Here is a 23,443-nt window from a genome sequence, read left to right on the forward strand (position 1 = left end):
TCAGGCCCCAGCCTCTCCGCTGCCGTACATCGCAGCGGCCATGCCCAGGGACGCAAGATCGGTTTCAGGAGCACGCGGGCACTCAAGATCATTCAGCACAATGTCTTGCAGGACCTGACCGACATAGGCCGTAACCTGCTCGACGCTCTGTCCCGGCTCGATAAACAAGTGGTTGCCCTCGAACGCCTTGAAGGTGAATCCTGCGTTGCCCAGGTGCTGCCAGCCACGCACATCGGCCTCCGGCACCTGAATGTCCCCCAAGCCATGCAAGCCGGAAATCGGCAACGCCAAGGGCGAAGGTGCGCCTGGCTGGAAGCGGTCGACCATCTCGAACGTCGCCACCAGCGAGGGCAATTGCGCATGGATCAGCTCGCGGCTGAAATTGAACAGCCCGGCCTGTTTCATCGAGGACTCCAGGGCATCGATCAACTGGCCAATCAACGGTTCGGCACCGGGCTGGCAGATATCGTCCAGCGACGGCATCCGCTCCAGGCCGTGCTGGCGATACACCGTGAGCATGTCGCGGATCACCGGATTGACCTCCTGACCCGGCGCGGAATAGGCCGCCGCGAACAGATGCCGAGGCATTGGCTTGCCGACCGCCCGCAGGTGCTGGCACCACACATACGCCATCAACGCCCCGGCACTGTGGCCGTACAGGGCAAAGGGCTGGTCCAACTCATCGCCCAGCACCTCGGTCAGGGTCGCCGCCAGGGTCCACATATCCTGCAGCGGCCTTTCCCGCAGGCGGTCGCCACGGTTGGGCAGCTCAATCGGGCGCACTTCCACGCAGTCGGGCAGCAACGCCTGCCACTCCTTGAACACCGTGCTGGACAGATGCGCGTAGGGGAAGCAGTACAAGCGAATCCGGCTCTGCGGCCGCTCCTGCCCGCGCAACCAGCGGCTCTTGTCCCGCGACCAGGGCTTGAACTGGGTAAAGGGTGGATAGGCGCTGTCCACCACGGGCTGCGCAGGGCTGGCCTCGGGGCTCTTGGGTGTGCCCGGCCGCACCTGATCCAGCAATTGCTGCAGGGTCATCTTGAACAGGCCGCTGATGGCAATCTGCTGATGATCCAGGCGTTTTTGCAGCTTGATCAGCATCAGCGAATCCATGCCCAGTTCCAGCAGCGCCTTGTCCTGGTCGATCTCCTCGGGGGTGCAGTCCAGCAGGTCGGCAATGATGAACAACAAGCCATCACTGGACAGCCCGCCTTCCTCTGCCAAACGTGTCTGTGCGGCGTCGGACAGTTCCCGATTGCTCACCGCCAACTGCTGCAAACTGGCGCTGCGGCACGTGATCAGGCTGTCCCCACGGCTATTGAGCACCGCCCAGGCAGTCTGGAAACGACGCACGCCACCGCTCGCCGCGTCCGCGGTCGGCGCGTGGAGAAGATTGACCAAGCGGTAGACCTCATCCCGGCGCCATGGCCCATTGAGGTAGATATCCTCCATCCGGGTGGTCATGTACGGCAGGTTCTGATCGCCATCGGCCAACAGAATCGAAGGCTGCAAGGCCGCGTCAATGACCCCTGGGTGAGCGCCGAAGGCATAGCGCTCGGGCTCGACTTGCGCGGTCAGGGTCGAAAGACTGAAACGCTCGTGCAGCCGGCATTCGTCGATGGCCCGCACGAAGCCCGCGGCGGGAAAGCCCATTTGCGTGTAGCGGGCGTAAAACGCCGTCTCGTCCAGGGTCCGCGACGGGTTGCCCGGAGTCTGCAACACCGCCGCCAGACGGGCCTGCACAGCGGTGTCGGCTTGGGCCAGCGAGGCGAAATCCACCCAGGCTTGCGCCGTCTGCATCCACTCAGCCGGTTGCGCAGCCACAGCCCGGTAATCGAACTGCAAGCGATATTGCTCGGATGCCAGTGGCTCGATGCTCATCCGCACCTGGGTGGTCAGGTTGTGGGAGATCAGCAACGGCGACTGGAAGTCGAAACGGCTGACATGCAGGTTGCTGCGCCCGAAGCGCTCGCGGAACACCTGGTAAATGGCCTCCAGATAGAAACCGACATGAAAATTGCCGGTGTCCAGCAAGCCTGGGGTGTCCGCAGGCAAGGTGAACACTGCCTCACGGGTGGCACTGCCCTGCCCCAGGTACGCCACGCTGAGGAATCCACTCTGGGTCTGCGCCACGACGGGCGCCACAGGCGTGACAGCGCTCAGCGGACGCCGGGCCCAATAGGCTTTGAGGGCCAGTTTGGGTCGTGGGTACTGGGCGAGGAACAAGCGCTCGCGTTCACCGGCGGGCACGGGCGGCAGCCCGGGGGTGTCGACACCGGTGAGCACAACGTGGGCGTTGACCCCGCCAAAGCCGAAGGAACTGACCCCGGCCACTCGGCCCGGCCCCTCCCAGCCCAGCGGGTGGTCCGGCAGGCGAAACGCCGGCCGGGTCGGCGCCAGTAACGGATTGAGGGTCGCCAGGTGCTTGTTGCCGGGGACTTTGCCCAGGTACAGGCACAACGCGGCCTTGATCACGCTGGCAATGCCGGCGGCGGGCTCCAGGTGGCCGATATTGGTTTTCAGGCAACCGAGAATGCATCCCTCACCGGCGCCGCGCCCTTCATTGAGCACATTGCCCAGGGCTTCGATTTCCACCGGGTCGCCCAGATAGGTCCCGGTGCCATGGGTTTCGACGTATCCCGCCTGGGACGGCGCCAGGCCAGCACGCTCAAAGGCCTGGCGGATCACTTCTTCCTGCGCCAGGCCGTTGGGCGCGGTCATGCCATTGCTCTTGCCATCCTGGTTGACCGCAGAACCGGCAATCAGGGCGTACAGACGCGCATCGGGGTGCTGCTTCTGGTGCTGACGCGCATCGGCCTCGCGCTGCAGGACGATCATGCCCACACCCTCGCCCGGGACATAGCCGTCGGCCTTGGCATCGAATGTCTGGCAACGGCCCGTGGGCGACAACATGCCCGAATCCTGCAACAGACGGGTCAGGGCCGGGCTCAGGTTGAGGCTGATACCGCCCACCAGGGCAAAGTCGATCTGCCCGCTGCGCAGGTACTGGCAGGCAATGTCGATGGCCACCAGGGTCGAGGAACACGCGGTGTCCAGCACCAGGCTGGGGCCACGGAAACCGTAGTGGTAGGACAGCCGGTTGGCGGCGATGGAGCCCGCGTTGCCGGTGGCGATAAACAGCGCATTGTCCTTGTCGTAGTCATTGGCAAACTGCATGTACTCGCTGGCGTATTGCGCAACGAACACCCCGGTGCGGGCAAAGCCCGGATGGTCCTTGATCCCCGCATCCTCGATGGCCCGATGGGCATTGAGCAGCAGCAGCCGCTGCTGGGGGTCCATGAAGCGCGCTTCCCGAGGCGAGATATTGAACAGCCCCGGATCGAACAGCTCGATGTCGTCCAGGTAGCCGCCATGGATGCCCTGCAAGTCCTGATCGCTGAAGCTGTCATTGAGCCCCAACAGGTCGCGTCGGGCCCCAGGGTAGTGATCGACGCCGTCAAAGCCTGCGCATAACTGCTCCCAGAACCGTGGCAAGTCGGGCGCTTTGGGGAACTGCCCGGACATGCCGACAATCGCGATGGCGGCGTTGTCTGCGACCCGGGGGGTCATGGACGACTGCGGGCCAGGCAGCGCAGCCGGAGTGAGGTTGTCGCTCAGCGGGCCTTGCTCACGGTGGGCAGCGATGTAGTCCGCCAGGCCACGAATGGTCGGGTAACGGAAGATCGCCGACGGCAGCACCTGATAAGCCAGGCGCTGGGACAAGGTTGAAAAGAACGCCAACGAGTTGACCGAATCCAGGCCGATTTCGGCGAATGTCTGGTCCGGATGGATGTCCTCCAGGCCCAGCAGTCGTTGCAGGTCGTCGCGCAGCAACGCGGTAATGTCCAGGGGTTCGCCCGTTGTGGCCTGGCTCGTTGCGGCCTGACCCGTTCTGCCCTGCCCCGGCGCCGGCTGCAGCGCAGACGACTGCTGCAGGCGCTCGCGGTAATGGGCAAACACCGGTGCGGTCTGTATGGCCGGGTTGATCGCGGCGAAACGCTGCCAATCGGCATCGAACACAATGCATTCGTCGATGCCAGTGGCGAGGATGCGTTCCAACAATGCCACCCCTTGCTCGGGGGTCAGCATGTGCATGCCCAGGGCGTTGAAAAAGGCCCGGTGATTGTGCGCCACGGCCATGCCGGCGCCATCCCAGTCGGTCCACTGGATCAGCTGCGCCGGCAACCGCCGCTGCCGCCGCTCGGCGGCCAGAGCCACCAGGCCGGCGTTGGCGGCGCTGTAGGCACTGAGCCCGTTGCCTTGCATCCCTTCCACCGCCGAGATCGACGAGAACAGGCAGAAAAAGCGCAACGGATCACCCTGAGTGAGCCGCTCCAGCAGGTGCGCGCCCAGCAGTTTCGGCCGGACCACGTCGGCCAACAGGGTCGCCGAGGTTGCCTGGATGGCCACGGCCTCGGTGGTCACGCCCGCCAGATGGAACACACCGGTGATCGGCCCGCCGAGGATCGGCCGCAGTCCGTCCAATTGCCCGGCCAAGGCGCCCTCGTCGCTCAGGTCCGCTTGCAGGTAGTGCAGCCGCACGCCCTGCTCCCGTGCCCAGCTGTCGATCAGCCCCTGTACGGTGGTGCCTTGGTTCAGGCTGGGGTGTTGCAGCGGCGCCGACAAGGGTTTGCGACCGATGACAATCAGCGATTTCACGCCCTTGCTCACCAGCCAGCGCAGCAGCGTCAGGCCGATCCCGCCAAAACCGCCGGTGACGATCATGCTGCCCGACAGCTGCAGCGCCGGGACCGATTCCGGAGCCCGGGCAATGGCCAGCGGTTGCAAGGTCGGGGTCAAGCAATGGCCCCCCTGCAAGCGCACCCGCACCTGTGCCTGCCGGCAATGCAAGTGTTGGCTGATCTGCTCCAGGCGGGCGCCCTCCAGACTGTCGGTGTCCAGCACCAGGCTGCCGATTTCCGGGATTTCGTAGCGCAGGAAACTAAAGTACTTCGCCAGACTTTCCTGAACCCCATCAGTCTGACCGTCATGGGTGATGTTCAGCAGCACCAGCTTCAGGCCCTTGTGGCTCGCGGCCAGGCTGACCAGCGCCTGCACCCTTTGTGTCAGGACCCCGGCCTGCTGGGTGAAGCGTTGATCCAGGGCGGCCCCCGACAAGCCCGAGAGCGCCGAATACGGCTGCAGCAGCACCACCGTATCGGCCTGGCTGTCCTGGAGCAGTTGCGCCATGCGGCGCTCATCGAACACATCCGCCGCGGTGGTGACACCCGGCCGTGACGACCACAGCCGCAGCGCCGCCTGATCCTCGCCGAGCACCAGCAGCTGGCGCGGGGCCTTGGATTCAGGGTTGACCGGCGCCTCGACCCAGCGCGTCTGCATCAACCAGTGGTCGAGGTTGCCCGCAGGCGCAACGCTTGCGGCCTGGAGCGCAGGCGCGTCCAGCCCCGCCAGTTGGTCGGCGATCCAGTGGCGCTTGGTCTGGAACGGATACACCGGCAGCGGCACGCAACGCCCGCTGGCGATGATCCCCAACCCGGGCATCGGTGCGCCGGTCACCCAGGCCCGGGCCTGGTCATCCAGATCGGTGGTGCAAGTCAGCGCCACACTGGCGGCCCGGTCCAGGCTATCGGCCTGATGCACACCCGGCAGCGCGGCGCCATCGGCCTCCAGCCAGGCCCGCAGACGCCCGCGGGCGTCCTGGCGATCGCTGACCCGCACGGCCAACCGAAAACGCAACGCCGCCCGATGATGAGCGAGGGTGAAGGCAATATCGCTCAAGGCATGCCGGTCATTGACCGGGTTGTCGAGAAATGCCAGCAAGCGTCGAGCCTGCTCTTTCAGCGGCGACGTCGCCTGGGCACTGAGGACCAGCACGCACGGGCTGTCCGGGGTGGCTGGCGGGCTGTCAACCTCGGGCGCCTGCTCCAGGATCAGATGGACATTGACCCCGCCGGCGCCAAAGGAACTGATCGCCGCACGCCGCGGCACGGCCTTGCCCTCACGCTCGATCACCGGCCACGGCATCGCCCGGTCGGGGATATGGAACCCGGCCTTGGCGAAGGGAATATCGCTGTTAAGCGGACCATGCAACAGGCTCGGCGCCAGGGTGGCGTGCTGCAATTGCAGGACGGTCTTGGTCAGTTGAGCGATCCCGGCACTGGCCTCGCCATGGCCGATGGACGCCTTGACCGATCCCAGGGCCCGCGAGACCGGCGCATCGCTGCCGCTCACATAGGCATCGATCAGCCCCTGGATCTCGATGGGATCACCCAAGGCCGTACCGGTGCCATGGGCCTCGATGTAGTTGATAGTGTCTCTGGGCACGCCGGCACGGGCCAGCGCCGCATTGATCGCCAAGGTCTGGCTGACCGGGTTGGGCACGGTAAAACCCTGAGTCTTGCCGTCGTGGCTGACCCCGGTGCCCTTGATCAGCGCCAGTACCCGGTCGCCATCCTTCACGGCATCGGCGTAGCGCTTGAGCAGCACCACCCCCACCCCTTCACTGGGCACATAACCGTCACCGCCCGCGGCGAATGCCCGGCAGCGGCCATCGCTGGCGGCGAAGCCTGAGGCGCACAACGTCAGGTATTTGCTGGGGTGCAAGGTCAGGTTCACCCCGCCGGCCAACGCCGCACGGGTTTCGCCGTTGCGCAGGCTTTCACAGGCCAGGTGCAAGGCGTACAGCGATGAAGAACAGGCCGTGTCCACGGTCAGACTGGGACCGGTGAGGTTGAAGAAGAACGACACCCGGTTGGCCACGGAAAAGGTTTGTGACCCCGCCGGGTAAAAGGGCGCGCGGCCCTTGAGCGCATCGGCCCCCACCAGCTGGTAGTTGTTGACGCTGACCCCGGCGAACACCCCGAAGTCCCGGGGCGTGGCCTGCCAGCGCGGTGACAGGTAGCCGGCGCTTTCCAGGCAGGTCCAGGCCATTTCCAGGAACAGCCGCTCCTGGGGGTCCATGAACGCGGCGTCCGCTGCCGAGACATTGAAAAATGGCGCGTCAAATTGGCTGACGTCTCCCAGGAAGCCGCCCCACTTGCAGTAGATCGAATCCGCACGGCCTTTTACCCCCGGGGTAAAGATCGAGCGGTAGTCAAACCGCTCCAGGGGAATTTCCGTCACGCAATCGACGCCGTCCCGCAGGTTCTGCCAGAAGGCTTCCAGGGTCTCGGACTGCGGATAACGGCCACTCATGCCGATGATCGCGATGCTGTGGTCGTCGCTCGCCAGCGTGCCCTCGGCCCGGCCCACAGGCGCGCTGGCGCCGCCCGGTTCGAGCGCCTCGGCCCGGACCTGCGTCGGCGTCGGCGTCGGCGTCGGCGTCGGCAAGATCAGGCTTGGGCGTGTCTGCAGATAACCGGCCAGTTCGTGCAAGGTTTTGTACTTGTAGAACAAGGTAGCGTCGGTTTCGCCGGTCCAGGCGCTGACCCGCTGGTTGAGCTTCATGATCATCACCGAATCCAGGCCCAGGCTTTCAAAATCCCCATGGGGATCGAGGCGTGCGGGGCTGATGCCGGTGATTTCAAACAGCGCCTGCGCCAGGCGCTCGAACATTGTGCTTTCGTCAATTGCCGGGGCCGTGGCCGAGACTGCCGGAGCCGATTCAGGTGCCTGGACATGGGCCGGTAAAACCTCCGCGCTTGGCTGCGCCCGGTCCTCGAACCAGTAGCGCTCCTGGGCAAAGGGATAGCCCGGCAGGCTGATGCGTCGTGGCCGATACTGGTGCTTACCGGCGGGTCGCTGCAGAGCGCGCCAGTCCAATGCGGCGCCCTGGGACCAGAACCGCAGCACTTCATCCAGGCGTTGCTGATCGAGCCAGGCATTCACCAACAGCTGGACATCAGCCTCGGCCAATTGGCCCTGCGCTGCTTCGCCTGCCGATGGCCGCACACCCAGGTACACCTGATGCTCGCGCAAACGTGCCAACGCCGGTGCATCGAGCAGCTCGTGCGCCAGAAAAGTCTGGAGTTTCTCCGCCAGCTGGGCCAGGGAATCCACCCGCAGGCCAAGGCGATGCTGATGGACCTCGCGTCCGGTCTGCAGGGTGAAGGCGATGTCCGCCAACCGGCGTTGACCGACGTCCGCGGCGGTCACCTGCTCCAGCAAGCCGGCGACCCGGACGCGCAACGCCTGGGCCAGGCGCTGCAGCTGCGGCAGGCTGGCGGCGGACAGCGGAATCAAAAACGACTGTGGCGCAACCTCGCCCAGGTCCTCGACCTGAAGATACTCCTGCAACACCACATGGGCATTGGAGCCGCCGGCACCGAATGAAGACAGACCGGCCAGGCGCGGCAAGGCCACTCCGTTGAGGTGCATCGCCGGCCAATCGGCCAATTGCTGCTGGACCACAAAGGGCGATGCGGCAAAGTCGATCCGTGGGTTGAGGGTCGTGCTGTGCAGCGACGGCACCCTTTGCCGATGCTTGATCTGCAACAGCACCTTGGTGATCCCGGCAATCCCGGCAGCGCTTTCGCAGTGGCCGATATTGGATTTCACCGAACCGATGGCGCAGAACTGCCGGTCCTCGGTGTGAGGCCGGAACGCCGCTCTGAGGGCGGCGATTTCAATCGGGTCGCCCAACGCGGTGCCTGTGCCGTGGGCCTCCAGGTAGCCGATATGCCGCGGGTCGATAGCGGCCCGTGCGTAGGTGCGGGCGATGACCTGCGCCTGGGCCTTGACCCCCGGCACCGAATAGCCGGCGGACTTGCCACCATGGTTGATCTCACAAGCCCTGATCACCCCATAGATATGATCGCCATCGGCCTCGGCCTGGGCACGGGGCTTGAGCAGCATGGCGCCGACCCCCTCACCCGGCACATAACCATCCCCGCCGTCACCGAAGGCCTGGCAGCGGCCTTCGCTGGACACGAAGCGCCCCTGGCCCAGCATCAAGTATTTATTGGGGTGCAGCGACAGGTTCACGCCCCCCACCAGGGCACTGCTGCAATCGCCCCGCTCCAGCGCGCGGCAGGCCAGATACAAGGCGGTCAGCGACGACGAGCACATGGTATCGACGGCCATGCTCGGCCCGGTGAAATTGCACACATAGGACACCCGGTTGGCGATGCTCGCGGCGCTGGCGCCCAAGGCCATCGGATTGCCCAGTACCGTCTGCTGCGCACCGTACAGCTGATATTCCTGATACATCACCCCCACATAGACCCCCACCTCCCGGGGCAGGCCCTGGCGGGTGTAGCCGGCGTCTTCCAGGGCATGCGCGGCGCATTGCAGGAACAAGCGTTCCTGAGGGTCGAGGAAACCCGCTTCGCGGGGGGTGATGGCGAAGTAGAACGGGTCGAACTGATCAATGTTGTCGAGAAAACCGCCCCAACGGCCATAGGTCTTGCCGGGGCGATCCTTGTCCGCGTCGAAGTACAGGTCATGATCCCAGCGCGCGGCGGGAATCGTGGTGATGCTGTCCACGCCCTGACTCAGGTTGTGCCAGAACTGCTCCAGGTTGTCGGCCCCCGGATAGCGTCCGGCCAGGCCGATAATGGCGATCTCATCGGTCGCCGGCGTGGGCGTGGTAGCGGCCACCGGGGCGGAGAAATCAGCATTGCTCAAGCGCGCCGGCTCGCTCACTTCCCTGACCGAAGCATTGATGACGCTGGCCAGGTGTTCGCCCTCAAGCGACAGCACATCGACGTCGAACGCGGCATACCCGGCCTTGGCCGTGCGCAGGCGATTGACCAGATAGACCGTGGACGGCAAAGGCCTGACCTGGACGATCCGTTCGATCAGCAGCGGCACGTACATGCGCGACTGGGGCTGGCCGAAGTCCGGATCGCGGAAGAAAAAACAGCCATTGAGCAACAGCGGATCGAACCCGTATTGCAGGTGACCGCCCTTGGCCTGGGCAGGATCAAGGCTGACCTTGCTCACCAGCAGTCGGTCACCGTCGGTGTAAGCCTCCTGGATGTTCTGCAACAGCGGCCCCACGCTGAACTGCGCAATACGCCGGTAGGACTGGCCGATGTCCGCAGCGGACAGCCGCGTCAAACCGGCCAACAGGCTGTCCAGCGCTTGAGGCTGGGCTGCAAAGCGCTCCTTGAGGCGCAACTGCCCTACACAGCACGGCTCGATAGCGCTCGCAGGGTCGCGGCGAAAGCCGACACTGAACGCCTCACGCTGTGGCTCCAGGGTCACCGTCACGTCCACCGACTCGCCGGTTTGCAAGGTGATCGGACCGCCCAGGAAACGTACATGGCTCAGGCTCAGCGGAAAGCTCTCGGCGCCCCACTGCTGCACGCAGGCCTCAATGGCCAGGCACGGATGGGTCACCCCCATCAAGGCCGGCGTGCCCAGAACCCGGTGGTCTTGCAGATAGGCCTCGTGGGCCTCGAAGCGCTGGGTCCAGGCCGCGCCCTCCTGCTGCGCATGCGTGGACGCCTTCGTGGCCCCTTGCTCCACGCCATGGTGCTGCTGAAAGAACAGCCCCAGCTCGCGCAGCGTGGTGTGCTCGAACAACAGGGTCGGCGACAGCTCCAGCCCCAGGGCCTGACTGGCATTGGCCACCAGGTCGAGCAAATCCGCCGAATCCAGCCCCAGCTCGTAATAGCCTTTATCCAGGGCCACCTGGGCCGCGCTGGTGCCCAGTTTGTCCGCAATCAGGCGCCGCAACCCCAGCATCACCGGGTGTTCGCTGGCGTCAATCGGCGCCGGATCGCAGGCCACCCGGGCGGGCCGCGGGGACGCCAGCGTCGGTTGGTGCAGGCCGCGTTCGGCCCGCACCCGCTTGGCGGTGAAGCGCTCGATCTGCGCGACTTTTTCACCGCTGTCGGCAAACAGCTCCAGGGTAAAGACCACCAACTCTTGATGGACACTGACCGAGTCAGCCTTGATCCGTACCCGACATTGCCCGGTGATGGGCGCCACCGCGCTGAACCCCTGGAACAGCAGCGGCAGGTACAGACCTTCGGCCGGTGCGCCCTGCTCGCCGCTGCGCAGTTCCAACGCCTGGGAACTGATGGCCGCACCGTCGAGAAGCGCCGGGTGAAACAAAAACCGTCCGACCTCGGGCAACGCCTGTGGCCCCACGCTCAGACTGGCCTGCAACCCATCGGGCCCGGTGCTGATCTGTCCGCGTACCTGCATGTAATCGTCATGCACCAACTGCTGGTCGCGGCACTGCCCATACAGCGCCTCCAGGGTCACCTGCCGAGCACTGCCGGCGGCCCAGGGCTGCAACCGCTCGCCCGGGGCAAACGCCGCAGGCTCGGTCTGCTCGAGCTCCGCCGTAGCGTACGGCCGGGCCGGGTCGCCAGTGTTCAGGTCTTCGACCACCAGGGTGTAATGCCCCGGGTGCTCGCGAAACAGCGCAACCCGCACCACCAGGCTGCTGTCGGCCCCTTCGAGGGCCAGGGGCCGGTGGATACGCAAGGTCTGCAAACGGTGTTCGGCCCATCCCAGGCCCTGCTGTTGGCAGACCTGATAAATCAGATCGATATAGGCCAGTCCCGGAAACACCGGGCGCCCGTGCACCCAATGGGCGCCGATGACAGGGTTGGTGCAAGACAGCGAAATCTTGCTCTCGGCCAATAGAGTGCGCATCAGAGTTGCTCCCAAATCATGGAGGTGGCGTGCGCGTAATCGCGGGCCGGCAATGTCGGTTCCATCGTCGCGACCGGGGCATGCCCCTGGCGTTGACGGTGCAAGGCAGGTGCCGCCAGAGGCTGGCGCCTTGCAGGGGGGGTGGACGCGTGCGGGCTTTGCACAATGACGTGGACGTTATTGCCACCGTCGGCAAAGCAGTTGAGGGCGATCCGCAGTGGCCGCCCCTCGGGCAACGCCACCGCGTTGCGTGGAAAGTAGAACGCCGACTGTTCAAGGTCGAAATGGCGCAGGGGCTGCTGTCCCGACAGGAACGGCACCAGGCTGTGGTGCTGGATCATCAGCACCGCCTTGATAAAGCTGGCGATGCCTTCGGCGCACAGTGGATGGCCGATGTTGGGCTTGATCGAGCCCAGCCCGCAGGGGTTCTCGGGCGCACGCCCGGCCCCCTCGCCATGGCCATACACCGCGTCGATGGCCTTGAGTTCCAGCAGGTCGGTGACCTGGGAGCCGGAACCATTGACCTCGATGTAGTCGATCTGCCCGGGCGTCAGCCCCGACTGCTCCAAGGCCTTGCCCATCACCGCCTTCTGGCGCTGCACATTGGGCGTGGCCGGGCCAGCGGTGCGCCCGTCGTTGTTGCTGGCCAGGGCACTGATGCGCGCGTACACGGTGTCGCCGTCGCGGCGAGCCTGGGCGGCGGTCTTGAGCAGCACCAGGCCAACACCTTCGGCCAGCACGATGCCGTCGGCCCGTTCATCGAACAGGTGGAAATGCCCCCCCGCACTGAGCAGACCGCGCTGCTGGAACACCCCGTGGGTACGCTCGCCGTCCAGCAGGCTGACCCCGCCGACCACCGCCGCGCTGATCTCGCCGCTGCGCAGGGCCTGGGCGGCCAGGCTCATGCCCACCAGCGCTGAAGAGCAGGCGGTATCGATCACCATGCTCGGGCCACTGAAGTCGAAAAAGTGCGAAAGGTTGGCCGCCAGGTAATTCTGCCCGGCCACCACAATCGGATTCCGCGCCTTGCCCAGGGCTTCGGGGTCCAGGCTGCTGCGGGCGCGACCGCCCAGATAGACGCCAATCGCACTGCCCTTGGTTTCCTCGACCCGATAACCCGCGTGGGCCCATAGGTTCAGGCACTCTTCCAGCACTATCAGGGCCTGGGGGTCCATGGCATGGAAGTCTTCCTCTGGAATATGAAAGGTCTGGCGATCAAAGTGATGGGGGTTATCCAGCAGGCCGGCCTGGTAATGCGCGCCACCCTGCCAGCGCTCGGCAGGCACCGGCGCCAGGGCGCTGCGTCCCTCCTTGAGCAGGCGCCAGTAGTCGTCGAGATTCGAGGCCCCGGGAAAACGCGCCGACAGGCCGACCACGACAATTTCATCGACCTCGACGCCCGGCTCGCCGACCGTTGCCGCTGGCACCTCAAGCGCGGGTGCGGTCGCCAATAATGGGAGGGGCTGCACCGCTGGCGCTGCTGGCACCGCAGTCTCTGTCTCGGCGTTGAGGGCAAATGCCTGGGCCAGGGCCGGTCCCTGCTGGGCCAGCAACCATTGGCTCAAGTCCGTGAGGTTCGGGTGTTCGAGAATCAACGACGGCGCCAGGTCGACCTTCAGTCGCCGATTGATGGTCCGCAGGATCTGCGCCATCAGAATCGAGTCCAGACCGTAGTGGGCAAAATCCAGCCGTGGATCGAAATCCGCCGGGGCGATGCGCAGCTCGCCGGTAAACAAGCCGCTCAACCATTGCTGTACCTGATCCTTGAGGGCGCTCCCCGCCATGGCGGGAAGTACTGCGGCACAAAGCTCTGCCGCAGGACGCGCTGCCACGGGCGCCGCACTGGGCACCGCACTGAACACAGGGTTGAGCGCCTTGTGCGCCGGACCCTGCAACCACAGTTGAGGGTTGAAGCGCGCCGGCAACAACACCCCCGAACGTCCGCTGGCCAGCGCCTGGTCCAGCAGCGCCAGACCGTCCTCATCGCTCAGCCCCAGCAGCCCGGTGCCGCGATACAGTTCGCTGTCCATGGCCCCCATGCCGGTGTCGGACCAGCTCGGCCATTGCAGGCTGAGCACCTTGTCGGCCTGATGCTGCGCGGCAAAGGCATCCATATAGGCGTTGGCCATGGCGTAGTCGATCTGCCCCGCCGCCAACTCGGGCAATTGCGCGCTGACCGAGGAGTAAAGGACAAACAACGACAGCGGCGAGCCCTTCAGCGCGCGGTAGAGGTTGTCCAGTCCGCGGGTCTTGGGCGCCAGGACGTTGTGCACATCGGCGATCTGTTTGCGGATCAACGCCGGGTTGTTGTAATCCCCCAGGCCCGCGCAGTGAATCACCCCGCCCACCGGACCCAACTCGCGGCCGATCTGCGCCACGGCCTGTTGCAGCGCCCGGGCATCGTTCATGTCCACCGCCAGGGTCAACACCTCGACACCCTGCTGCTGCAGTGCCGACAAGGCGCGCACCTTCGCCTGCAGCGGGCTGGCCGGGCCCGCCAGCAACGCCGGCCACTGAGCCGCGGGCGGCAAGGCTTCGCGCCCGCTGAGCACCAGCTTGCGCACGCCATGGCCACTGACCAGGTGCTGCGCGCACAACAGCCCCAAGCCCCGGGTGCCACCGGTGATCCACAGCACCTGTTCCGCGGGCAGGCTGAACCTTGACCCTGCGCAATCGGGGGCCACAGCCTGCAGCGCGGGCCAATACGCCCGCCCGGCGCGGTAGCAGACATGCCGTTCGTGCGGCAGGCGATACAGCTGCTCGATGATCTGCGGCACCAGCTGCGGATCGTCGGCCGCCAGGTCAGTGTCCATGTGGCCACTGCGCAAGCGCTGATACTCGGCCCCCAGGCAACGGTACAAGCAGGCCGGGACCGCTGCCTGGGGCGCGGGCGCCAGGGACGCCGGACGCTGGAACGCCTCCAGGTACTGGGAGACGTACAGCAGACAGATATCGCGCAAGCGCGTCTGCTCCACCAGCCGTTGCAGGCCCTCGAACCAGCCACTCACCTCGCTGGCGCAGCCCTCGACAAAGGCGCTGTCGTAGCCGGTGATGTCCAGCACCCCGTGCAACACATGCCCGTTGGGCTTGCACAACAGCTCGGCGCGTTGCGCCAATTCATTGATCGGCACGATGCGTGCGGCCTCCAGACGCGCCGCCAGACGTTGCGCCAGCGCCTGGGTAGCGGCGGTGCAGATAATCAGCACGAAACCCTGTTCATGCCCCGGGGCCGCCGGGGTTGCCGCTGCGGGGCGCGGCAGCCAGTGCTGGGCAAACAGCGCGCTTTGCGCCGCGGGCGGCATCTGCTCAAGCGCTGCCGGGCGCGCCACCTTCGCCGCCAGTTCAGCCAGCCAATAGCGCTCAGTCTTGAACGGATAGCTCGGCAACGGCAGGCGTCGGGGCGGCTGGGCAAAACCCTGGTGAGCCCCGTACAGGCGCAGCCAGGGCGCCGCCACGCCCATCACCCAGACCCGCGCCAATGCCGGCAGGTTGGCCTTGTCCAGCCAGGTATGGAGTAGCGCTTGGGCGTCTTGATCCCGGTACAGCGCCTGAGTGTCCTTGCCCTGGCTGGCCGCGCCCCGCAGCCAGTGCGCAGCGTCCGCCGAGGTGGCCAGGCTGTGCAGGCGTTCTTTGAGTTCATCCAGGGACGCGACCACGGTGGCGGCGCGATGCTCCATGGCTTCACGCCCCACTTGCAGGGTGTAGGCCAGGCTGGGTAGCGCGTCGTCCGTCAGGTGCAGACGCTCGATGGCCGCCAGCAGGTTGCCGGCCATCAGCGGCAGTCGGGAAACCTCGCGGGCCGACAGCAGAATCAGCGCGGCGGCCAAAGGTCGAGCCTGGGTCACAGCCGCCGGATAGTCCTCGACGACGGCATGGGCATTGACCCCTCCGGCACCAAAGCTGCTGATCCCGGCAATGCGCCGATCCCGCGCGCCCTTGCCCGGCCACGGCACCAACTGCTGATTGACCTGGAACGGGGTCAGGGAAAAGTCGATGTTGGGATTCAAGGTCCGGGAATGCAGCGACGGCACTATGACCTGATGCTGCATTTGCAGCAGTACCTTGATCACTCCCGCGACCCCGGCGGCGCCTTCGCAATGGCCGATGTTGGATTTCACCGACCCCATCAGGCACGGCGTATCGCGGGGCTGCTCGGGATCATGGCCGAACGCCTTGGTCAGGCCGCTGATTTCGATAGGGTCGCCCAATCGGGTGCCGGTGCCATGGGCCTCGATGTAGCTGATATCGCCCGGATCAACCGCCGCCCGGCGCAAGGCCTGAGCGATCACCTGGGTCTGCGCCGCGGGGTTGGGCACGGTGTAGCCACTGGCACGGCCACCATGATTGACCGCGGTGCCACGAATCACCCCGTAGATGAAGTCGCCGTCACGCTCGGCATCCTCCAGGCGCTTGAGCAACAGCACCCCCACGCCTTCGCCGGGAATGTAACCGTCGCCCCCCTCACCGAAACTCTCGCAATGGCCCTTGGAGGAAATGAACTGCCCCTGGGACAGCATCAGGTATTTGCTCGGGTGCAGGCTCAAGTTGACGCCGCCGGCGAAGGCCGCGTTGACCGCCCCCGAACGCAGGGCCTGGCATGCCATGTCGAGGGCCACGAGGGAGCTTGAACACATGGTATCGATGGCCATGGCCGGGCCATTGAAGTTGCCGACATAGGCCATGCGCGTGGCCACCGAAGAGGTGCCGCCACCCAGCCCCATGGGGGCCGCGGATTGCGCGGCGAACAGCGGGTACTCCTGGCCCATGACCCCGGCGTAAATACCGACATTCGCCGTGCTGTCTCCGGCGGCGCTGCGCTGCAAGGCCTCGCGGGTGTAACCGGCGTCCTCCATGGCCATCCAGGCGTGCTGCAGGAACAGCCGCTCCAGAGGGTCCATCACTTCGGCTTCTCGAGGAGAAATCTGAAAGAACAGCGGGTCGAAGGTGTCGGCATCGTCGATAAAGCCGCCCCATTTGCTGGAAATGGTCCCCGGCTCGCCGCTGTCGCTGTAATAGTCGCGCCAATCCCAGCGGTTGGCCGGGATCTCGCTGATGCAATCCTTGCCCGCCTGCAAGTTCTCCCAGAACCCATTCAGGTCATAGGCCTGGGGGAAACGCCCGGCCATGCCGATCACCGCCACCCGGTGACCGGGCTGGGACTGGGACTGGGACTGGGACTGGGACTGGGACTGGGACTGAAGCGTGGCAGCAGCGGGTTGCGCCGCAACGCCGGGCTCCAACCGGCGCAACGAGGCATTCAACAGTGACGCCAGGGGCCGCCCCTGGGCATCGACGATCTGGGCATCAAAGGCAATGAAACCGTCCTTGACCCGCTTCGGTCCGGTCACCACAAAGGCCTTGCTGCCCGCGTTGCGCCACAGCGTCAGGCGTTCGATCAACAGTGGCACAAAGGTCTCTGCAGAGCGGGACGGCGCTGGAAACAGGTAGCAACTGTTGAGCAACAGCGGGTCCAGGGCCAGGCCGTGGGTAAAGGAACGCTCGGTGTCGCTCAACTGCACCTCACAGATCAAGCTGCCATCGGCGCCTTCATAGGCAGCAACGAGGGTCTTGAGCATCGGGCCCAGGGCAAAGGCCGGCACGGCACGGTACCAACTGTCGATCTGCTGCGCGCTGCACGGGCGCGCTGCGCTGATCAACGCCGGAAGATCGAGCGCGGCCGGTTCGCGCTGCTCCAGCGTTTGCAGTCGGCCTTCGCAGCACAGGCTCGCGCCCTCCCCAACCAAGCGTTGATACACGCTGAAGCCTGCGCTGTCCTCGGCTTCCAGGCGCACCTCGATCTCGGCAACCTGCCCCGTCTGGAGCTTCAGCGGGCCGCCGTGAAAGCGAATGTCCTGTAGGCTGACCGGCCTGCCCGCCGCGCCTGCCAGCGCGGTTTGCAGCACCAGGCTCGGATAGGTGATGCCCATCAGGGCCGGCTGGCCATCCACCCGATGATCCAGCAGGTAGGCCTCATCGGCCGCGAAACGGTAAGACGCCGAAGCAGGCTGGCGCACGGGGGTTGGCGCCAGCGCCAAGGGAGCGGCCTTGGGGGTCCACTGGCGCAGATGCCCCAGCAGCTCCTCGACGGTGTTGTATTCAAACAGCAAGGTCGGGTTCAAGCGCCGGGACAGCAGTTGCTCGATATCCTTGAGGATGGTGAGCATCTGCGCCGAACTCAGGCCCATATCGAAAAAGCCGCGTTGCGGATCGAGCTGATCGACGCGAACCTGCAGATGCCGGGCGAACACCGCCAGCACCTCGGGAGCCACGTCTTGGGCATGCGCCGCCTGGACCGGCCGAGGGCTCTGCGGCGCCTGGGGCGCAGTCGCCTGCAGCGGTTCCCTGACGCGCTTGCCGGTCAACTCGCCCAGGCTGGCCACCCAGCGACCGGCGCCGTCATAGAAATCGATGTCCAGCTTGCGGATGTCATTGGCGGTGACGATCCGCGCCAGCTCGACGCGGGCCACGCAAGCCTCCTGCAACAGCGCCCTGGCGTGGAAGCGGCCGTAGTGCAAAGGCAGGTACAGGCCGTCATCGCCGGGGGGCAAAGAGTCTTCGAGTACCGCGCTGGCCACCGCCGCGCCATCGATCAGGGTCGGGTGGAACAGCGCATCGGGCATCAACTGCCGCCACTGCGGCGCCACGCTGAGCTCGATCAGACAGCCCCAGGCAAAACGCTGGATGTTGCCTTCGGCCATCAACAACCCGTCATGCACCAACGCCCGCTCCCGCGCCTGGGCATACAACGCCTGCAACGGCACCAGGCTGTCGGCCTCGGCCCTGAGGGCGGCCAAGTCCAGATCAGGCTTGGCCCCTGCCCCCTCGACCGCCGGGTGCAACTGCGCCGTGCAGTACTTCACCTTGGCCCCCACGGCCACAGCGTCTTGCAGTTCCACGCCATCGACATCGATCAGCCAGACACCGTCCCGAGGCTGCATCGTCAGGGTCAGGCGCAGCGCCGAAGCGGCCTGGACAATCAACGGCTGATAGATCACCAGATCGCGCACTTCGGTGCGCAGGCAATCGAGCCCCAGGCCGTCGCGGGCCACTCGCAGGAGCAGATCGATATACGCCAGGCCCGGCAGAATGGCCTGGCCCTGGACGCGATGATGAGCCACCAGTGGATGGTCGGCGCCAATCGTCAAATCAAAGTACTTGTTCATGAATCACACCCCAGCTTGACGGGATAGAAGAAGGCGCAACAGCCGCTGCCAGGGGTGCAGCTGCAACCTGGGCAACGGGGGCCGGCGTGTTATCGCGATTGAGAGAAAAGCGCCGGCGGTCGAACACCGGGGCGGGCAACGGCTGGCGCACAGGCACGTAATCAGCGGCGGCGACGAACTCTTCGAGAATCACATGGCAGTTGGTGCCACCGTCCGGGAAGCAACTCTGGGCGGCCACCCGAGGACGGCCATCGGTGGCTTTCCAGTCCAGGGTCCGACGGTTGAAATGCACCCGTGAGCTGTCGAAATCAAAATGCTCGAACGGCTCCAGGCCACAGGCGCTGGGAACGATCTGCCGATGGTGCAGGCTCAGGGCACAGCGCACGAAACCGGCCAGCCCCGAAGTCAGCAACAGATGACCGACACTGGGTTTGACCGAACCCAGGCAACAGGCGTCCAGGGTGCTGTCATCCAGTTCATAGACCTGGGCCAGGGCCTTGATCTCCACCGCATCGACCACTGCCGAACCACCGCCATTGACCTCGATGTAACCCACATCCCGCGGGCTCTTGCCGGCCTGCTGCAAGGCTTTGTGCATCACCTCTTGCTGCGCCTTGAGGTTGGGCGAGCCCGGCCCCAGGGTGCGACCGTCATTGTTCAACGCCAGGCCCTTGACCACGCAGTAGATGCGGTCGCCGTCAGCCTGCGCTGCGCTCAGGGTCTTGCAGACCAGGGCCACCACGCCCTCGCCCAGCACATCGCCGGCGGCGCGGTCGTCGAAGATGTTGAACGCGCCGTCCGGGCTGAGGATATTGCGCGCCGAAAACAGGTCATGGGCCTCCGATGAGGTCAACAGACTGGTAGCGCCCACCAGGGCCATGTCGATGCTGCCGTTGCGCAGGGCATCGAACGCCAGGGACATCGCGGTCAGGCCCGAGGAGCAGGCGGTATCCACCACCATGCTGGGGCCGGTCAGGTTGAGGAAGCGCGACAGGTTGCTCGCCAGGTAATTCTGCCCCACCCCCAGAATCGGGTTGCTGGCCTGAGCCAGTGACTGGGCATCGGCAGTCACCCGCAGGCGGCCACCGACATACACCCCCACCGGCCGGGCCGACAGCTCGCGCAGCGAATAACCGGCATCGAACAGCGCCGTGACACTTTGTTCCAGCATCAGCCGGGCCTGGGGATCCATCACCGCTGCATCCTTGGGGTTGAGGCCGAAGAACACAGGATCGAACTGATCGATACCGTCCAGCCAACCGCCATGGGCCTGGCCCTGTCCACCCGGCCAGCGTTGATCGCGCATCGGCCCGATGGCCGATTGACCGCTGCTTTGCAGGGTCCAGAAGGCCTCGGCATCGGCCGCGCCGGGCAGGCGCACGGCCAGACCGATAATGGCGATCTCCTCCGCTGGCCGGGACGTCGTCGCCGGCACCACGGCAGGAGCCGGATTCGGCGCCACGGCAGGGGCCGGATTCGGCCCTATCGGTGGCGCCGGCAGGACCGGCGCCGAGCTTTGATCGGGGGTGCCCAGGTGCTGCCTCAGGGCCTCGGGATAGGTGCTGACCAGATGCTCACAGAGGCTGCCCAGGGTGGTGAACTCGAACATCAGCGACGGGTCCAGGCGGCTGCCCACCCAGGCGCTGAGGCTCTCCATCAGTTGCAGGACCATGATCGACTCAATGCCGTAGTCGGCAAACGCCATGTCCCGATCCGTCAGTTGCTCGGCGGAGAACTTCAGTTCCTCCATCAACAGTAGGCGCAACGCTTCCTCCACCGCCGCCAGCAAAGGCGCGGGAGCAAGCGTTGCGGGCGCGACCGGGGCTGGTGCCGGTGCCGGCGCAGCAACAGCGGCGGGACGCTGGGTCAGTTGCGCCGGGTTGAAGCGTTCGAGGTCGACATGACACGGCAGGCACAGCCGCGGATTGTCCGGCGACAGCGTCAGGGCGAGCACCCGATCCAGCAACCCCAGGCCAATCGCCGTGCTCAGCGGCTTGAGCCCCAACTGCAGAGCCAACGGCCCGGTGTTGTCCACCGCCATGCCCACCTCGGCCCAGGCCGGCCATTGCACCGAACACAATCCCACCCGCCCGTGGGCCAGCGCGAATTGATCCATATAGGCATTGGCCATGGCGTAGTCGCTCTGCCCTGCTGCCAGAGCCGGCACGCTCGCCGAGACCGAGGAGAACATCAGGAAAAAGCGTAGCCGCTGACTGTTCAGACGCTGGTACAGCGCCACCAGACCGTTGATTTTCGGGGTGCATACCGCGGCCATTTCATCCAGGGACTTCTTGATGAAGGCCGGCGCGGTGCTCACCGATCCGGCGCAGTGGAACACCCCGGTGATCGGGCCCAACGCCCCCTCGAAGCGCTCGATGGCCTGGTCGATGGCGCTTGGCGTCTGCAGGTCGCACGACTGATAGGCAAGCCGTACACCCTGCTCCAACCAAGCTTGCAGCCGGCGAATCCTGCCCAGGACCCGGCCGTCCAGGCCGGCGCCATCGGCCAGTATCCCTGGCCACTGCTCGGCGTCGGGCAAGGTTTCACGGCCCATGATCGCCAGGGACCGCACCCCCGCCTGAATCAAATGATCCACCAGGGCCGCACCGATACCACCAGTGCCGCCGGTCACCAGCAGCACATCGTCCGCCCGGTACGTCGCGGCGGCGGTGTTGCTCGTGGCCAGCGGCGTGAAGGTCGCGACGAAGCGCTCACCCTGGCGATAGCAGCACTCAGCCTGGGGCCCGGCGTTAAACTCGGCTTCGATCTGCGCCATCAGCGCGGTCGGTTGCGACAGGTCCAAATCGCTGTCCAGTACCCCCGCCTGCACGCTGCGATATTCGGCATTGAGCATCCGATACAGGCCCACGCTGCGCGCCCCTTGCAGGGTCGGCTGAAGCTTCCAGGGCTGCAGGCCCCGGGTCACCAGCAACAGCCGCGGCGCTTGTTGGCGCTGCTCGGCGACAAAGGCCTGGAGCAGCGCCAGCTTGCCTCGTTCAAGGGCGGTGCTGGCTTCATAGACCGGGTCCAGGGCGGTCAGGTCGATCAGCCCCGTCAACGCGCCCGGGCAGCGCCGATAGGCGGCCAGGGTGCTGTCGGGATCATGCAAATCAACCGCGCCCGGGCCTTGGTGCACCAGGTAATGCCGATCCAGGCTTTGAGCGCCGGACGCAAACAAGCCCTGGGCGAGCCCGAGGGTCGGCTCGGTGCACAGGATCAGCAGCGCCCCCTGGGCCGCAGGTGATGCCACGGATGGGAGGGGCGCGGCGTGCCAGCTGCGAGTCAGAATCGGCTGGTCCGCCACCTGGGGCAACGCGGGGGCAATAGCATCCCGGCCCAGTGGCGCCCAGTAGCGCTCCTTGGCGAACGGGTACAGCGGCAGGCTGATGCGCCGAGCCGTAGTGCGAGGCTGCAGGTGGGCCCAGTCCAGCGAGCCCCCCGCCACCCAGCTCTGCAGGTGTGCCTCCAGGCTAGCCTCGGCAGCCACGGCAGCGGATGCAGCGCCGGCCTTGGCACGGTAGAACAGCCCTGCCCCGCTCGGCTCCCGCCACAGACCCGCCCCGGACGCTGCCTCGACCTGGGTCCAGTTCAGGCTCAAGGTCTGCAAGTGCCGAGCGAGGGTGTCCAGCGAGTCGGCCATGAACACCAAGCGCTCGCGCATGGCTTCACGCCCGACCTGCAAGGTATGGGCAATGTCCGCCAAGGTCCGTGGTTGGCCATCGGCCAGGGCCTGGCGCAATTGTTCAACCTTGTCGCGCAGTTGCCCCGCCGTGCGAGCCGACAGCGGGATCGCCCAGGCCTGGCCGTCATGCCCTGGCGCCCCGCGGGCGGATTCACGCTCAGTGGGTTCACGCAGAATCAGGTGGGCATTGGCGCCACCGGCGCCAAACGACGACACCGCCGCCACCCGGGTTTCACCCGCGGCCACCGTCCAGTCCGTCAGGGTTTGCTGCACCCGCAACCCACCGTCGGCAAAGTCGATGTTGCCGTTGAGCACGGCCGAATGCAGCGAAGGCACCAATTGCCGGTGCTGGAATTGCAACAGGATCTTGGTCACCCCAGCGATACCGGCGGCGCTTTCACAGTGGCCGATATTGGATTTGACCGAGCCGATGGCGCAGTGCCGGTCCTGTTCGCCAGCCGTGCCCAGGGCCTTGTTCAGCCCGGCGATCTCGATCGGATCGCCCAGGGCGGTGCCGGTGCCGTGAGCCTCGATGTAACTGATGGCGCGGGGCTCCACCCGGCCCTGGTGCAGGGCGGCCTGAATCAGCGCCGCCTGGGCATTGGGGTTGGGCACCGAATACCCGTTGGTCTTGCCACCGTGGTTGATGGCCGAAGCCTGGATCACCCCATAGATGCGATCGCCCTGGGCCAGGGCATCCGCCAGCGGACGGATCAACACTGCGCCGACCCCTTCGCCCGGCACGTAGCCCGTGCCCCCTTCACCGAAACTGCGGCAACGACCGTCGTCGGAGAGAAAGCGCCCCTGCCCCAGCACCAGGTATTTGTTGGGGTGCACGGTGACGTTCACGCCGCCGGCGATCGCCACCGCGCACTCGCCGGCCAACAGGCTCTGGCAAGCCATATGGATGGCCGTCAGCGAAGAGGAACACATGGTGTCCAGGGTCACGCTGGGGCCATGCAAGTTGCAGAAGTACGAGACCCGGTTGGCAATCGAGGCAACATTGCCGGGAATCGCCAGCGGATGGCCCAGGGCCGTCTCCTCAGGACCGTAGAGCTGGTACTCGTTGTACATGGCGCCGACAAAC

At 65.9% G+C, this 23,443-nt stretch carries 3 protein-coding genes (1 of these 3 running past the window's edge); all 3 read right to left on the minus strand.

The window, feature by feature from the left end; all coding sequences use genetic code 11:
- Tightly spaced (each overlapping or abutting the next), the 3 genes in view from FW796_RS20790 to FW796_RS20800 form a layout consistent with a single transcriptional unit that may run on beyond the window.
- Positions 1–11,511, minus strand: coding sequence for a beta-ketoacyl synthase N-terminal-like domain-containing protein (locus FW796_RS20790; RefSeq protein ID WP_446439931.1), 11,511 nt, complete (start codon positions 11,509–11,511; stop codon positions 1–3).
- Complete coding sequence (locus FW796_RS20795; protein ID WP_446439932.1) at positions 11,511–18,674, minus strand: beta-ketoacyl synthase N-terminal-like domain-containing protein; 7,164 nt, start codon at positions 18,672–18,674, stop codon at positions 11,511–11,513. Before FW796_RS20795 ends, FW796_RS20790 begins: the two co-directional genes overlap by 1 nt.
- Positions 18,658–23,443 carry the final stretch of an SDR family NAD(P)-dependent oxidoreductase gene (locus FW796_RS20800; protein ID WP_446439933.1) on the minus strand. Its footprint extends 13,430 nt past the window's final position, so the window shows 4,786 of its 18,216 coding nt (coding positions 13,431–18,216); the start codon falls outside the window, past its right edge — the gene reads right to left on this strand; the stop codon is at positions 18,658–18,660. Before FW796_RS20800 ends, FW796_RS20795 begins: the two co-directional genes overlap by 17 nt.

Source organism: Pseudomonas sp. 910_21, from assembly GCF_052850735.1.

What these genes read in the sequence shown, in the direction of transcription:
- FW796_RS20790 (WP_446439931.1), bottom strand. Translation starts at nt 11,511, where the DNA reads ATGCGCACTCTATTGGCCGAGAGCAAGATTTCGCTGTCTTGCACCAAC.
- FW796_RS20795 (WP_446439932.1), bottom strand. Translation starts at nt 18,674, where the DNA reads ATGAACAAGTACTTTGATTTGACGATTGGCGCCGACCATCCACTGGTG.